The sequence below is a fragment of the Methylosinus sp. shoA genome (genome assembly GCF_059718125.1).
On record NZ_AP046091.1, the window covers coordinates 1,316,639 to 1,330,588 of the forward strand.

13 protein-coding genes are annotated in these 13,950 nt (G+C 67.2%); 9 read left to right on the forward strand and 4 right to left on the reverse strand.

Annotated features, from left to right (window positions below):
* Nucleotides 1-173 precede the first annotated feature (173 nt).
* The 4 genes from AC6IW9_RS05945 (at nucleotide 174) to hemH (ending at nucleotide 2,888) form a co-directional block, all read left to right on the forward strand.
* Complete coding sequence (locus AC6IW9_RS05945) at nucleotides 174-746, forward strand: L,D-transpeptidase (protein ID WP_497770180.1); 573 nt, start codon at nucleotides 174-176, stop codon at nucleotides 744-746.
* A gap of 166 nt (nucleotides 747-912) precedes the next feature.
* Nucleotides 913-1,041: a hypothetical protein gene (locus AC6IW9_RS05950; protein ID WP_497770182.1), complete on the forward strand. Its 129-nt coding sequence runs from the start codon at nucleotides 913-915 to the stop codon at nucleotides 1,039-1,041.
* A 36-nt stretch (nucleotides 1,042-1,077) separates the two neighbouring features.
* Nucleotides 1,078-1,890, forward strand: a complete 813-nt coding sequence (gene panB / locus AC6IW9_RS05955; RefSeq protein WP_497770185.1) for a 3-methyl-2-oxobutanoate hydroxymethyltransferase — start codon at nucleotides 1,078-1,080, stop codon at nucleotides 1,888-1,890.
* Nucleotides 1,887-2,888, forward strand: coding sequence for a ferrochelatase (gene hemH, locus AC6IW9_RS05960; RefSeq protein WP_497770188.1), 1,002 nt, complete (start codon nucleotides 1,887-1,889; stop codon nucleotides 2,886-2,888). Before panB ends, hemH begins: the two co-directional genes overlap by 4 nt.
* A 9-nt stretch (nucleotides 2,889-2,897) precedes the next feature.
* Here the strand turns inward: hemH and AC6IW9_RS05965 are convergent, their stop codons facing one another.
* Nucleotides 2,898-3,698 carry a uracil-DNA glycosylase gene (locus AC6IW9_RS05965; protein WP_497770191.1) on the reverse strand — a complete coding sequence of 267 codons (801 nt, stop codon included), beginning with the start codon at nucleotides 3,696-3,698 and terminating at the stop codon, nucleotides 2,898-2,900.
* A 142-nt stretch (nucleotides 3,699-3,840) separates the two neighbouring features.
* Between AC6IW9_RS05965 and AC6IW9_RS05970 the strand changes: the two genes are divergently transcribed.
* From AC6IW9_RS05970 to AC6IW9_RS05985, 4 genes are read left to right on the forward strand one after another with little or no spacing between them, the layout of a single operon-like run.
* Nucleotides 3,841-4,590, forward strand: a complete 750-nt coding sequence (locus tag AC6IW9_RS05970; RefSeq protein WP_497770194.1) for an ABC transporter ATP-binding protein — start codon at nucleotides 3,841-3,843, stop codon at nucleotides 4,588-4,590.
* Nucleotides 4,587-5,414, forward strand: coding sequence for an ABC transporter permease (locus AC6IW9_RS05975; RefSeq protein ID WP_497770197.1), 828 nt, complete (start codon nucleotides 4,587-4,589; stop codon nucleotides 5,412-5,414). The genes AC6IW9_RS05970 and AC6IW9_RS05975 overlap by 4 nt, the downstream gene beginning before the upstream one ends.
* 22 nt (nucleotides 5,415-5,436) lie before the next feature.
* Nucleotides 5,437-6,870: a cryptochrome/photolyase family protein gene (locus tag AC6IW9_RS05980; RefSeq protein ID WP_497770201.1), complete on the forward strand. Its 1,434-nt coding sequence runs from the start codon at nucleotides 5,437-5,439 to the stop codon at nucleotides 6,868-6,870.
* Nucleotides 6,871-6,909: 39 nt separating this feature from the next.
* On the forward strand, nucleotides 6,910-7,587 hold the full coding sequence (locus tag AC6IW9_RS05985; RefSeq protein ID WP_497770204.1) for a hypothetical protein: 678 nt from the start codon (nucleotides 6,910-6,912) through the stop codon (nucleotides 7,585-7,587).
* Between the two features lie 214 nt (nucleotides 7,588-7,801).
* Here AC6IW9_RS05985 and AC6IW9_RS05990 read toward each other — a convergent pair whose 3' ends face one another.
* The 3 genes from AC6IW9_RS05990 to AC6IW9_RS06000 form a co-directional block, all read right to left on the reverse strand.
* Entirely contained in the window at nucleotides 7,802-9,037 is a 1,236-nt protein-coding gene (locus tag AC6IW9_RS05990) for a TCR/Tet family MFS transporter (RefSeq protein ID WP_497770208.1), read from the reverse strand.
* Nucleotides 9,038-9,253: 216 nt separating this feature from the next.
* On the reverse strand, nucleotides 9,254-10,237 hold the full coding sequence (locus AC6IW9_RS05995; protein ID WP_497770211.1) for a molybdate ABC transporter substrate-binding protein: 984 nt from the start codon (nucleotides 10,235-10,237) through the stop codon (nucleotides 9,254-9,256).
* A 126-nt stretch (nucleotides 10,238-10,363) separates the two neighbouring features.
* Nucleotides 10,364-11,281: a molybdate ABC transporter substrate-binding protein gene (locus tag AC6IW9_RS06000; protein WP_497770214.1), complete on the reverse strand. Its 918-nt coding sequence runs from the start codon at nucleotides 11,279-11,281 to the stop codon at nucleotides 10,364-10,366.
* Nucleotides 11,282-11,710: 429 nt separating this feature from the next.
* Here AC6IW9_RS06000 and AC6IW9_RS06005 point away from each other — a divergent pair, with 429 nt between their 5' ends.
* A complete protein-coding gene (locus AC6IW9_RS06005; RefSeq protein ID WP_497770217.1) occupies nucleotides 11,711-13,900 on the forward strand; it encodes an O-linked N-acetylglucosamine transferase, SPINDLY family protein in 2,190 nt (729 codons plus the stop codon).
* The last annotated feature ends 50 nt before the right edge of the window (nucleotides 13,901-13,950 follow it).

The following is a 13,950-nucleotide window of genomic DNA, read 5'->3' on the forward strand; positions in this document are numbered from 1 at the left end:
CCGCACTTTCTTTTTTTACTTTCTTTGCGACTGCCGTTTTCGATGACCCTCGGATCACATGGCCATCACATGGCCGGATCCGACCGAACAGCCGAGAGTCTTCGGACACCCTATCCCACTTCAGCCGCATTCGCCGCCGACAACCGCGCCAATCCGTCCACGAGGAAAGCCCCATGGCCTCGTTTCTCCGGGCGCGGACCGCCGGCGTCCTCGCTCTCGTCTTCGCCCTCTGCGTCCCGGCCGCCGCCAGCCCCTTCGATCGCGGGCCCGTCGCCGATTTCATCAATCAGTTCCGCATCCAGTCCCTCCCGCGGCAGACCGTTCTCTGGAAGCATCCGCAATTTCCCAAGGGCTCGGTGGTCGTCTCCACCAGGGAGCGGCGGCTCTATTATGTGCTGAGCCGTTCCAGAGCCGTCGAATATGGCGTCGGCGTCGGGCGCGAGGGGTTCGAATGGTCGGGCGTGAAGACGATCACCGCCAAGCGCGAATGGCCCGACTGGCGCCCGCCCGCGGCCATGCTGAAGCGCCGGCCGGACCTGCCGCGCCACATGGAGGGCGGCATGGACAATCCGCTCGGAGCCCGCGCGATGTATCTCGGCTCCAGCCAATATCGCATCCACGGCTCCAACGAGCCGGACACCATGGGCGCGGCCGTTTCCTCCGGCTGCATCCGCATGACCAACGCCGATGTGGTCGACCTCTATGATCGCGTGAAGGTCGGGACCAAGGTGTTCGTGTTGAGGTGAAGCTTTCCTAAGCTCTTGCGTCGCCTTCTGGAGCGTGCTTCGAGACGCCCCGCTTCGCGGGCTCCTCGGCACGAGGGTGGGCGTGAGTGGTTTTCGGTCTCCTTCTCGCGCTATTAATCCTCCCTCGTTAGGATGTGGCTCGGTCGGCGTCGCGGGGAGTGAGGTCGTGCATAAGTTCCTTGTTCCGGCGGCCTTGGCCGCGGCGGCCTTTGCGCTGCTTTCCGGCTGCGACAAATGCAGTTATGAGCTGCAGGACATAAGGCTGCCCATGCCGCCGCACGCCTGCTCGCGCTGAAGGCTGCGGCCCGGGCGGCGCAGTCCACGGAAGCCCATGTCCAGAGCCGAGCAGTTCCGTCTCATGAAAACGCGCGGCGAGAAGATCGTCGTGCTGACGGCCTATGACGCGCCGACCGCCAGGGCCGAGGTCGAGGCCGGCGTCGATATCGTCATGGTCGGCGACAGCGTCGGCACGAATGTGCTCGGCTATCGAAGCGAGCGCGAGGTGACGCTCGACGATATGGTCCATCACATCGCCGCGGTGCGCCGGGGCGCGCCCGGCGCCTATATCGTCGGCGATCTGCCCTTCGCCACGTACGATTCCCCGGAGCAGGCCGTGGGGAGCGCCGCGCGGCTCGCGGCGGCGGGCGCCGATTGCGCGAAATTCGAAGGCGCGCGGCCCGAGATCGTGCGCGCGCTGAAAGCCTGCGGACACGACGTCTGTTGCCATATCGGCCTCGAGTCGCAGCATCAGTCCGGCAAGCGCCGGCAGGGCAAGACGGCGCAGGCCGCCGCGAAGCTCCTCGCCGACGCGCTCGCGCTCGACGAAGCGGGACAGGATTTCATCGTGCTGGAGCTCATCCCGCGCGAGCTCGCCGCCCGCATCACGCAGCGGCTTCGCGCCCCGACCATCGGCATCGGCGCCGGCGCGCAATGCGACGCGCAGGTTCTGGTGGTGCATGATCTCGCCGCGCTCGGGCAGCGCGACTTCAAGCATAATCGCCGCTATGGCGAGATCGGCCAGGCGCTGCGCGCGGCCGTCGCCGCTTATGCGCGGGATGTGCGCGAGGGGCGCTTTCCGGCCGAGGAGCACGGTTTCTCGCTCGCGCCGGACGAACTCGCCGCATTCGAGAAAGGACTCGCATGAGCGATACGCCCGTCGGCGCGCTGCTCGTCAATCTGGGCACGCCGCGCGGCGCCGATTATTGGTCGGTGCGGCGCTATCTGCGCGAGTTTCTGTCGGATCGTCGCGTCGTCGATCTGCCGCCGCTGTTGTGGCGCCCGCTGCTCGAATCGCTGGTGCTGACCTTTCGGCCGCTGCGCTCGGCGCGCGCCTATCGCGCCATATGGAACGAAGAGCGCGACGAAGGCCCGCTGAAGACGATCACGCGCGCGCAGGCGGAAAAGCTCGCCGCGCGCTTCGCCGCGCAGAGCGGGCCGCGCGTCATCGTCGATTTCGCGATGCGCTACGCCGGGCCGTCGATCGGGGAGCGGCTGCATTCGCTGTGCGCGCAAGGCTGCGAGCGTATTCTCGTGGCTCCGGCCTATCCGCAATATGCGGCCTCGACCAACGCCTCCGTCGCCGACGAAGCGTTTCGCGTGGCTATGGCGATGCGGGCGCAGCCGGCGCTGCGCATCGCCCCGCCTTTCTACGACGCTCCCGCCTATATCGATGCGCTCGCGACCTCGGCGCGGGCGCAGCTCGCGGCGCTCGATTTCGAGCCCGAGATTCTCGTCGCCTCCTTTCACGGATTGCCGCAGGCGCAGATCGATCGCGGCGATCCCTATCGGCGACACTGCGAGGCGACGTTCGAATTGCTGCGCGTGAAACTCGGCCTGCCGAAGGAGCGCATGCGCCTCGCCTTTCAATCGCGCTTCGGCCGCACGCAATGGACCGGGCCCTATACGGCGAGCGTGGTGCAGGAGCTGGCGGGAAGCGGCGTGACGCGCATCGTGCTGCTGACGCCGGGCTTCGTCGCCGATTGCCTCGAGACCTTGGAGGAGATCGGCGTCGAGCTGCGACGCGCTTTTCTCGACGCGGGCGGTGAAAAATTCGCGCGGCTCGATTGTCTCGACGACAGCGAGGAAGGGATCGACGCTCTGGAGACGATCCTGCGACGCGAGCTTTCGGGCTGGCTGCGATAGCGGGCGCCTTCAGCGAAGCGCTGCGGCGACGGTGCGCAGATCGCGCCAGGCGCGGCGCTTCAGCGCCGGAGTCCTCAGGAGATTGTCGAGCGAGGAGGCGAGCAGCGCGCGCGGCCGGGCGGCGCCCGCGTCATAATCGAACCATTGCCCGCGCAGCCGAGCCACATCGGTCGCCCCGAGCGCCGCGCGCGCCGCGTAATCGCCGAGGACGAGCAGGATTTTCGGGGCGGCCAGCTCCACATGCCGGCGCAGGAAGGGCTGCAGCGCCGTCACTTCGCCGGCGTTGAGCTCGCGCGCGCCGGGCGGGCGCCAGGGCGTCGCATAAGCGAGATAGGCCCCCGATCGATCGACGCCGATCGCCTTCAGCATATTGCCGAGGAGCCGCGCCTCGGCGCCGACGAAGGCTTCGCCGGAGCGCTCGTCCTCCTCTCCGGGCGCGAAGTCGAGGACCATCAGCGGCGCGCCTCGCGTCCCGGCGGAGAAGAGGAAATGCGCCGCCGCCGCCTTCAGTTGCGCGCAGCCGTCGAAAGCCGCGAGCCGCGCGCGCAGCTCTTCGAGATCGCCGGCGCTCGCGGCGGCTTCGCGCGCCTCCCGCGCCGCCGCCTCCGGAAAGATCGGGGCTCCGGCGTTTCGGCGCACCGGCGCCGGTGCGCCCGGAGCGGGCTCGCGGCGCAGCGCCGGGACGGCGGCCGCCACGGGCGGCGGCGCGGCGCTCTCGGCGAAGCGGTCGTGCGGCGTCTCGTCGACGGCGATGTCGACGCCGATCGCGACATACCAGTCGAGCAGCGCCGCGAGGCTGTCGTTGTCCATGGCGGGGAGTGTGGCGAGGGGGCGGGCTCTGTCAAGCGTTCGGGGCGTCGACAGGACGGGCGTTTCGAGTCCCCGGGCCGACGAGATTGCTTTTCTCGCCCCGGTTTCGGATAAGGGCTCGCCCTCGACGAGGTCCCTTCCCATGGCGTCATCCAGCTTCGCCCTGCGCGTAGAGGGCCTCACCAAGTCCTATGGCGCGACCGTCGCCGTGCATCCCGCGAGCTTCGCGCTCGCCGCCGGCTCGGTCATCGGGCTGCTCGGCGGCAATGGCGCGGGCAAGACCACCACCATCGGCATGATCATGGGGCTCATCGCGCCGACCGCCGGCGGAATCGAGATCTTCGGCCGCGATTTTCTCGAGGACCGCTACGCCGCGCTCGGCCGGATGAATTTCGAGAGCCCCTATGTGGATATGCCGCATCGCCTGACCGTGCGGCAGAATCTCACCGTCTTCGCGCGGCTCTACGGCGTCGCCGACGCCAAGGCCAAGATCGCGGAGCTCGCCGAGAGCCTCGCCTTGACGGAGTTCCTCGACAGGCCGAGCGGGCGGCTCTCCGCCGGGCAGAAGACGCGCGTCGCCCTCGCCAAGGCGCTCGTCAATGATCCGGAGCTGCTGCTGCTCGACGAGCCGACCGCCTCGCTCGATCCCGACACCGCGGATTGGGTGCGCTCGCGTCTCGAGGATCATCGCCGCAGGCGCAATTGCACGATCCTGCTCGCTTCGCACAATATGGCCGAGGTCGAGCGCCTCTGCGACCGGGTGCTGATGCTGAAAGCCGGACGGCTCGTCGACGACGCCGCGCCGGCCGAGCTGCTGGCCCGCTACGGCCGCACCAATCTCGAGGAGGTGTTTCTCGACGTTGCGCGCGGACGCGCGGGAGCGACGCCATGATCCGCGAGGAGACCTTTTCTCTGCGACGCGTCGGCGCGATGACGCTGCGCTATTCCTATCTGCTGCGCTCGTCCTATCCGCGCATGCTGGAGATGATGTATTGGCCGCTGGTGCAGATGCTGACCTGGGGCTTTCTCCAGGTCTATCTGCTCGGCCGGCCGGGCGGACTCGCCGGCGCCGACGCGTCGGCGATCGGCGCGGGCTCGCTCGTCGGCGCGGTGCTCCTGTGGGACATTCTGCTGCGCGGGCAGCAGGGCTTCTCCTTCTCCTTTCTCGAGGAGATGTGGGCGCGCAACATCCCCAATCTGTTCATGAGCCCGCTGCGGCCCACCGAATTCGTCGTCTCCATGATGGCGATGAGCCTCATACGACTCTTCGTCGGCATGGTTCCGGTGACGCTCTTGGCGATCTGGTTCTTCGGCTTCAACCTGTGGGCGCTCGGCCTCGCCTTCGCGGCCTTCTTCGCCATATTGATCCTGTTCGCATGGAGCGTCGGCCTGTTCGTCGCCGGCCTGCTCCTGCGCTACGGCCTCGGCGCGGAGAATCTGGTCTGGTCGCTGATGTTCGTCATCCAGCCGCTCGGCTGCGTCTATTATCCGGTCGCCGTGCTGCCCTCCTGGCTGCAGCCGATCTGCTGGGCGCTGCCGCCGACCTATGTGTTCGAAGGGCTCCGCGGCGTGCTGATCGATCAGGCGCTGCGCGTCGATCTGATGGCGATGGGATTGGCGCTCGACGCGGTTCTGTTCGCGCTGGCCTCGTGGTCCTTCTCGCGCCTGATGCAGAGCGCGCGCGAAGCGGGGACCCTGCTGCAAACGGGCGAGTGAGCGTAGCGGCGCGAGGTCGCTGATGACGGCGCCCGTGATCTTCTGGTTTCGGCGCGATCTGCGCCTTTGCGACAATCCTGCGCTCGCCGCGGCGGTGGAGACCGGCGCGCCGCTCGTCGCTCTGTTCATTTTGGACGAGACGGACGATCCCTCGTTCGGCGGCGCCTCGCGCTGGTGGCTGCATCACGGCCTCGCCTCGCTCGGGCGCGATCTCGGCCGGCTCGGCGTTCCGCTGACGCTGCGGCGTGGGCCGGCGATCGAAGCATTGGCGCGCGTCGTCGAGGCGACCGGCGCGCGCGGAGTCTTCTGGAGCCACATCTACGAGCCCGCGCCGCTGCGGCGCGACGCCGAGATCGAAGCGATGCTGCGCCGGCGAGGGGTCGAGGCGCAGAGCTTCGGCGGCGCGCTCTTGTTCGAGCCCGGCGAGATCCGCTCGGCCGAGGGGCGGCCCTTCCGCGTCTTCGCGCCCTTCTGGCGCGCCGCTCTCGCCGCTGTCGCGCCGGGGTCTCCGCGGCCGGCGCCGAGCCGGCTGCGCGTGGCTCCCGCGCCCATGGGCGAAAGGCTCGAGGATTTCGGACTGACGCCGAAAAAGCCCGACTGGTCCGGCGGCCTGCGTGAGACCTGGCGGCCGGGCGAGAGCGGCGCGCGGGCGCGTCTCGACGCGTTCCTCGGGGAGGGCGCGCGCGACTATGCGACGGCGCGCGATTTTCCCGCGCGCGAAGGAGTCTCGCGGCTATCGGCGCATCTGCATTGGGGAGAGATCGGTCCACGGCAGGTCTGGCGCGCGGTCGAAGGGGCCGACGCGCCGCAGAGCGATATCGCCGCGTTTCTGCGCGAGCTCGGCTGGCGCGAGTTCTGCCATCATATTCTTCTCGCTCATCCGAGCCTGCCGGACGCGCCGCTCGACGACGCCTTCGCGCGCTTTCCTTGGGCAAAGGACGACGGAACCCTGTTTCGCGCCTGGGCGCGCGGGGCGACCGGCTATCCGTTCGTCGATGCGGGAATGCGCCAGCTCTGGGTCACGGGCTGGATGCACAATCGCCTGCGCATGGTCGTCGCCTCTTTCCTCGTCAAGCATCTGCTCGTGGACTGGCGCGAGGGCGAGCGCTGGTTCTTGGACACTCTGGTCGACGCCGACCTCGCGAACAACGCCTTCAACTGGCAATGGACCGCCGGCTGCGGCGCCGACGCCGCGCCCTGGTTCCGCATTTTCAATCCCGTGCTGCAAGGCGAGAAATTCGATCCCGAAGGCGCCTTCGTGCGCCGCTTCGTTCCCGAGCTGGCGCGCCTCGACGCGAAGTTCATTCACAAGCCCTGGACTGCGCCGGAACGCGCGCTGCGCGAAGCCTGTGTGCGGCTCGGCGAGACTTATCCGCGCCCGATCGTCGATCATGCGGCGGCGCGGCGTCGCGCGCTCGAGGCGTTCGACTCTTGTCGCCGCGCTCGCCGCGACTAGTTCCCGAGCGATGGTTTTTTAACGCTCGGGGAGATTCCCATGTCACTGACGATCAGAGAGGCTATGTCCATCGACAGCGGCTACGCCTATGGCGGCGCCGCGGATGCAATCGGCGGCGTCGCCACATTGGTCCTCGCCATCTGCGGCCTCGCCGGGATCAACCCGCCGCTGATGGCCGTGGTCGCGACGATCGTCTTCGGCGCGGCTCTGCTGATTCACAGCGCGTCGCTGCGCTCGCGATATGCGCAGGCGTTGGTCTCGCCGGGCGGAGGAACCATGATCGACGACGGCGGCGGCGCCTTCTCCGGCATTTTCCTGGCGGGCGCGGCCGGCGCCGTGCTCGGCGTGCTCGCACTGCTCGGGGTCGAGTCCGGCGTGCTCGCGCCGACCGCAGTGATCGCTTACGGCGCCGCTCTGCTCCTCGGCGCCGCCTCCGCCCGGCGACTGCACGCGCTGCGCCATATGACCGCGGCGGCCGGCGAGCGGAGCGCCGTCGAGGCGATGGCCGGAGAGATGGCCTGCGGCTCGGCGAATATTCAGGCGCTCGGCGGATTGACGGCCATCGTGCTCGGCGTGCTCGCGGTGCTGGGCAAGAATTCGAACGATCTTCTGTTCGATCTGATCGCTCTGCTCACGCTCGCGGTGACGATCATTCTGACCGGAAGCACATTTTGCTCCGCGATGATCGGGACGGCGAGGAGCTGGACGCGGCTCTGAAGGCGGTTCCGCGCCGCATGGTTCACGCGAGGATCAGGCGCCGCCGGGCAGCCGTCCTCTCGCCGCGACGATGCGAACGAGATCGCGGAGATCGTCCAGCTCGGCCGAGATGAACTTCATGGCGAAGCGCTCCTCCGTCGCCATGACTCGGCGGCAATGGCCGGGCTGCGGCGCGGCTGACGCAAAGTTCGCGTGGCCGCCGGCATCCGAACGCTTACGCCTCGGCGCTTTCCGCAGGCTGGCCGCGCACTGCTCTGCGGGCGATGAGCAGGCTTGCGCCGAGCAAGGCCGCCGCCGCCAGATAGCCGGCGCCCGAAAAGGAGCCCGCCGAGATCGACGCCGCCAAAATCTGCGTGAAAAACAACGGCCCCACCATGCCGGAGACGCCGCGCAAGCTCGCCAGCGCGCCTTGCAGCCGACCTTGCTCGGACGCCCCTGCGAGCCTGCTCGCGATTCCTTGGAAGGAGGGCGTGGCCATGGTCCAGAGCGCGATCAGCGGCGGCGCCGCCATGAAGATCTCGCCGGTCGGGGCGAGACCGTAGAGCGCGAAGCCGGCCGCGCCGAAGGCGAGCGCGGCGACCAGCGTCGCGCGCTCGCCGAAGCGCTTCACCGCCGGCCGCACCAGGCCGCCCGAGACGATGGTCTGCGACACGCCGACGATGGCCAGCGCCCAGCCGGTCGTCTCCGCATTCCAGTGATAGCGATACTCCGTATAGAGCACGAACAGGCTCGGCAGCGATTCATGGGCGAGATAAGAGAGGAAGATCGCCGAGGCGAGAAGAGTGAGTGAGCGCTCCCGCCGCAGGAAATCGAGCGAGCCGATCACATTGGCGCTGCGCCAGAGGATGGTCGACGTGCGATGTTCGGGCGCGAGCGATTCCGGCAGGAGGAAATAGCCATAGGCGGCGTTGAGGAGGCTGAGCCCGGCCGCCGCCCAGAAGGGGAAGCGCAAATCATGCGCCCCGAGCACGCCGCCGATCGCGGGACCGAGAATGAAGCCCACTCCGAAGGCCGCGCCGATGAGGCCGAAGCGGCCGGCCCGCTGCTCCGGCGGCGTCACGTCGGCAATATAGGCGGTCGCCGTCGACAGGCTCGCGGCCGTGACGCCCGAGATCAGCCGGCCGGCGAAGAGGAACGGCAGCGACGGGGCGAGCGCCATGAAGATATAGTCGAGCCCCATGCCGAGATTGGAGAGAAGCACGACCGGCCGCCGGCCGAAGCGGTCCGACAACGCGCCGAGCACGGGCTGAAACAGGAATTGCATGAACGCCCAGGCGAAGCCGAACACGCCGGCGATCGACGAGGCGCGCTGCAGATCGCCGCCCTCGAACTCCACGATGAGCTTGGGAAGCACCGGAACCATGACGCCGAGGGCGAGCATGTCGAGCGCGACGGTGACGAGGATGAAGGCGAAGGCCGCCTTGCCCGGCCGTTTGAACAGAAAAGACATGGGGCCGCGTTGATCCGCTGAAGCTCGGGGCCTCGCCAATAGCGCGAAATCGCGCCCTTGCGCAAGAAATCGAGATTGAGCGGCCGCGGGACGCTGCGAATGCGCGCGCATGGGCTTTCGCCGCCTGCGACGAATCGTCGGAGGACACCTGGCGATAGGAGAGCCGCGCGCGGGAAACGGCGGCGGGCGTAAGCCCGCCGCCGCGGCGATCATGCGCTAAGGCGTCGTTCCATAGCAATATTTCGTTCTGAGCGTCGTCCCCTGCCCGTCGCCGCCGCCCAATATGTAATTTTTGAAGTCGAGCACTACGGTTTTCAACGCCGCCGACTGCTGCCGTTCGATGGGTATGCCGTTCTGGACGATCTTCGCATAGGTCTGGGAGGTCGTCGTCGTATGGCCGAAGTTCGGCGAGCTCGCGCCATCGTAGACATATTCGAACGCCTTGGTGATCTTGAACGTGCCGCCGCTCGCCGAGCCGAGCGAGCCGTTGTTGCAGACCTGGGACTTCGCGACGAAGCCATAGGCGTAGCTCGGCGGCGTGACATTGTTCACAGCGTAGAAGGTCAGACCGATATTCGCTTCGGTATGAACATAGGACGCCGGGAAGGCCGCCGGCGGATAGGTGAACGTCGTCGCCGTGGACAGGCCGAGGCTCCAGGGCGCCTGGTTGATGACGGTCCGCGCGGCGGCGCCGTAAGGCGCCCTGGACGGATCGGCGATCACGAAATGTGTGTAGACGGCGCTTCCAGTGGTCGGCAGACCGCAACTGGCGCCGGCGCCGGGCGTCGGGCAGTTGGCGATGTTGACCGACTGCGCCGCCAAAACGAGCGAGCCGGTGGCGTAGAAGAACGGCGTCTCCGTGACGCCGGAAACCACCATTCCGAGCGTGGACACGGCGGCCGGCGCCGCCGTGTCGGCGGAGAGGAACAGATCATAGGGCGCGCCGGTCGTCGTGCCCCCCGCGAGGATCGCGGTCCTCAGATTGCCCGTCGAATTGGACGTCGTCTGGAACGTGTAGGTGTTGCCGTCGCCGAGGTGGTAGGCCTTATATTTCGTGATGATGTCGAGCACCGTGGCGTAGAAGTTCGCCGCGACGCCGACTTTGATCGTATAAGCCGCCGCATGGGCGCTCGGGGCGCTCAGCAGCAAGCAGGCCGCGGAGACGCCGCCGGCCAAAGCAATCGTCTTGTTTCTGAACATGACATTTTCCTTCGTCATTCATTTTGCGGCTGTCGCCTCCTCACGATCCGGAATGCGGACGAGAGTCTGCTCGAGACGCCGCTCTGGTTCATATGCGCTCGCCGGGCCTCCGCCCGGAACGATCGGTCACGGATTGATGGGACTCTCGAAGCAATAGCCCTCGATCAGATCCGTGCCGGCTGTGTGGACCTGGCCGTGCGTGTCGATCGTGCCCGTCAGAAAAGCGATGAAATCACTGAGCTCCGTCTCCTGATCCGCGGTGCGCGTCGACGAGGCGATCTTGATTCCCGTCAGGAGGATGCTTCCGACGGGGGTGTTGGTGCGATGGTCGCGTCGCCAATGATGCCAGTGACGCCGGCGATGATGATGATCGCTGTCGGGCGCGTAGACGTGGTAATAGGATCCCGCCGGATAGGTCGGCTGTCCGCTCGCGTTGAGCGAGCAGATCGCCGAATTGGCGACGAAGCCGAAGGCATAGGAGCCGCTGTCGATCGCCGCGTAGCTCGTGGCGGCGTCGGGCGCCGTCACGACGCGATAGCCGGGGATATTGTGGATGTGCAATGGCGGCTTCGCGAGCACTTTGGCAGCCGCTTTTCCATAAGGATCCGTGGCCGGATCCGGCACGATGATGGTGGTCCAGAGATGGTGCGGCAGGCCGTGGTTGATATTGACCGTCAGCGAGAAGAGCGCGAGGAAATCCTCGGCATATTTGAACGGCGCGCCGACCACGAGGCTGTGGTGGTGCACGAAGAGGTCCAGCGGCTGCTTCTTGCTTCCCGCCAGGAGCAGATCGTATGGGCCGGCGCCCGCGCCGGCGATGATGTCGGCTTCGAGCGTTGCGGAATCCGCGGTCGTGACCACGACGCTGTAGCCGGCTGTGGGATAATGATATTGGAAAGCGGAGACGAGATCGTTCGCCGCCTTGGCGAACGCCGCGTCTACGCCGACGTTTATCGTGGCGGCGGCCAGGGCCGGCGATGCGGCCATGACGAGGGCCGCCGCCGACAATCCCAGCGCCAGCTTCCTGATCTTATTATCAGACATGGAGATTTTTCCCTTGCGTGAAATCCATCGGAGAGGGGAAGGACTTCCCTCGATGCATATTCGACAATAACGTACGCAGTCTGCTGCTCTCCCCGAGAGGGGCAGAGATCAACGACCACGTCCTCCCTTCGGTCGGCTGTTCGACTGACCGACATACGTGCGGGACTCTCTAGCGAGACCCACGCGAAATGTAATATACATATATGACGATTGCCGCTCGGCGTAATGCGAAAAATGACTGCAATACGCCCAAACCGTGACCATGATTTGGCGAATGTCGCTGCACGCGCACGCTCGACGGCGTGCGCCGCCGCCATCGCCGTGGAGAGCGGAAACATTGCGCTTCGCATGTGATATGAAAATAATATACATAACTCGATCGCGGATCGTCCGCCGCCGAACCGCGCCCTCCGGGAGCTTGCAGAACAAATGGCAAAGAAGTCGAGCGTCGCGCAGCCTCTGTCGGCCTTTCGAAGCTCTCCGTTTTCGCAACTCGTCGGCGCGGGGCCGCATGGCCGTCCTCTTCTCGAGACGCCCGACAATCTCGTGCGGCGCGCGCGCCGCCATCATGCGCGCGGGCTGAAGCATGCGAAAGCCGGACGCTGGGAGCTGGCGGCGCGCGAATTCGAGGAGGCGGCGCAGAGCGCGCCGGATCGGCCGGATTTCAATTTCGCTCTGGGCGGCGCGCTGTCCAAGCTCGGCAGGGTCGAGGAGGCGATGGCCGCTTATCAGCGCGAGCTCGCTATATTGCCGGGCGATGCGCCCGCTCTCGCCGAGTTCGGCGGATGCCTCGCGCGACTCGGACGAAGGAGCGAGGCCATCCTGTGCCTCGAGGCGGTGCTGCAGCACCGGCCCGACATGCCCTATGCGCAATATAACCTCGGCCTCGCCCTCCTCACCGAGAATCGTCGCGTCGAGGCGATCGACGCTCTCGGACGCGCGATCGCGCTGAACCCGGCCTATGCCGACGCCTATCGATTGCGCGGGCTCGCCCATGCGATGGGCGGCGACGGCGAGAAATCGGCGATCGACCTCCAGGCCGCCGCCGCGATCGACAGCAACGACCACGAGACGATGCTGCTCGTCGCCGACGTCCTCAACCGCAAGGCGTGCGATCTCGAGGCGGGGCGGCTGTTCGAGATGGCCGCGCGCCTCGCGCCGAAACTCGCCTTTCCGCAATTCGTGTTCGGTCATTACCTCATCGCTCATCGGCGCTGTGAGGAAGGCATGGCTCATGTCGACCGCGCTCTCGCGCTCGACCCGCTGCTGCCCGAGGCCCATGCCGCGCGCGGCTATGGCCTTCTCGGCCAGGGGCGCATCGACGAAGCGGTGGCGAGCTACCATCGCGCCGCCGAACTGCGGCCGGACGACGCTCATCTCGCGGGCAATCTTCTCTTCGCCCTGCAGCACAAGCCCGGCGTGACCGAGGTCGAGCTCTACGACGCGCATCGGAAATGGGCGGGGCTCTATCGCCCGCAGGCGCCGCGCGACCGGCGGAGCTTCGCCAACGACCCCTCGCCCGAACGGCCGTTGCGCATCGGTCTCGTCTCCGCCGACATGCGCCGGCATGCGGTCACCTTCCTCACTCTGCGCGCCTTCGAGGAACTCGCGGCGCGAGGCTATGAAATCTTCTGCTACAAGACGGACCGCAAATTCGCCGACGACGCCTTCAGCGATCGCTACAAGGCGATCGCACGCTCCTGGCGCGACGTGTCCGATCTCGACGACGCCGCCTTCGCCGCGCTGATCGCCGAGCAGAAAATCGACATTCTGCTCGATCTCGCCGGACATACCGCCGGCAATCGCCTCGGCGTCTTCGCGATGCGCGCGGCGCCGGTGCAGTTGAGCTGGGCCGGCTATGTCGGGACGATCGGTCTCGACACCTATGACGGCGTCATCGCCGATCCCGTGGAGATTCCGCCCGGCCGTGATTCCTTCTATGTCGAGCCGGTCATTCGACTGCCAGACTGCTATGTCTGCTATCTGCCGCCCGAACAGGCGCCGGAGCCCGGTCCCCTGCCCTTCTTCGAGAAGAAGACGTTCACCTTCGGCTGTCTGAACCGCCCCGCCAAGCTCAATGCCGGCGTCGCGCGCGCCTGGGCGCAAATACTGGATCGCGCGCCGCGCGCGCGCCTTCTTCTGGCCTATGGCGGGCTGCAGGAGGCGACGACGCGCGATTCCGTTGTCCGGGTCCTGGAAAGCGGCGGCCTCGCGCGCGACCGCGTCGATCTCGTCGGCGAGTCCGAGCAGTCGAAACTGTTGGAGATCTATGCGTCGCGCGTCGATCTGGCGCTCGATCCCTTTCCCTATTCGGGCGGCGTCACGACGCTCGAGGCCATGTGGATGGGCGCGCCGACCGTCACGCTCGTCGGCGACACATTCGCGGGCCGTCATTCCGCGACGCATCTCACCGCGGCGGGGCTCGGCGACTTCTGCCGCCATTCGATCGAAGATTATGTCGAGCTCGCCGCGAACTGGGCGCGCCGGCCGCGAGAACTCGCGGAGTTGCGCGCGCGGCTGCGCGACATGATGCGCAAGTCGCCGCTGTGCGACGCGGAGCGCTTCGGCGAGAATCTGGACATTGCGCTGAGACGGGCGTGGAGAAGCTGGACGAAGTGATCGTTTTCGTCTTCGTCGGCGCGCTTCGGTCCGAGCAGCCCGTTCGCGAA

Bases quoted from the DNA above. Each gene is read 5' to 3' on its own strand.
- AC6IW9_RS05945 (WP_497770180.1), top strand. From the start codon at position 174: ATGGCCTCGTTTCTCCGGGCGCGGACCGCCGGCGTCCTCGCTCTCGTC.
- panB (WP_497770185.1), top strand. From the start codon at position 1,078: ATGTCCAGAGCCGAGCAGTTCCGTCTCATGAAAACGCGCGGCGAGAAG.
- hemH (WP_497770188.1), top strand. From the start codon at position 1,887: ATGAGCGATACGCCCGTCGGCGCGCTGCTCGTCAATCTGGGCACGCCG.
- AC6IW9_RS05965 (WP_497770191.1), bottom strand. From the start codon at position 3,698: ATGGACAACGACAGCCTCGCGGCGCTGCTCGACTGGTATGTCGCGATC.
- AC6IW9_RS05970 (WP_497770194.1), top strand. From the start codon at position 3,841: ATGGCGTCATCCAGCTTCGCCCTGCGCGTAGAGGGCCTCACCAAGTCC.
- AC6IW9_RS05975 (WP_497770197.1), top strand. From the start codon at position 4,587: ATGATCCGCGAGGAGACCTTTTCTCTGCGACGCGTCGGCGCGATGACG.
- AC6IW9_RS05980 (WP_497770201.1), top strand. From the start codon at position 5,437: ATGACGGCGCCCGTGATCTTCTGGTTTCGGCGCGATCTGCGCCTTTGC.
- AC6IW9_RS05985 (WP_497770204.1), top strand. From the start codon at position 6,910: ATGTCACTGACGATCAGAGAGGCTATGTCCATCGACAGCGGCTACGCC.
- AC6IW9_RS05990 (WP_497770208.1), bottom strand. From the start codon at position 9,037: ATGTCTTTTCTGTTCAAACGGCCGGGCAAGGCGGCCTTCGCCTTCATC.
- AC6IW9_RS05995 (WP_497770211.1), bottom strand. From the start codon at position 10,237: ATGTTCAGAAACAAGACGATTGCTTTGGCCGGCGGCGTCTCCGCGGCC.
- AC6IW9_RS06000 (WP_497770214.1), bottom strand. From the start codon at position 11,281: ATGTCTGATAATAAGATCAGGAAGCTGGCGCTGGGATTGTCGGCGGCG.
- AC6IW9_RS06005 (WP_497770217.1), top strand. From the start codon at position 11,711: ATGGCAAAGAAGTCGAGCGTCGCGCAGCCTCTGTCGGCCTTTCGAAGC.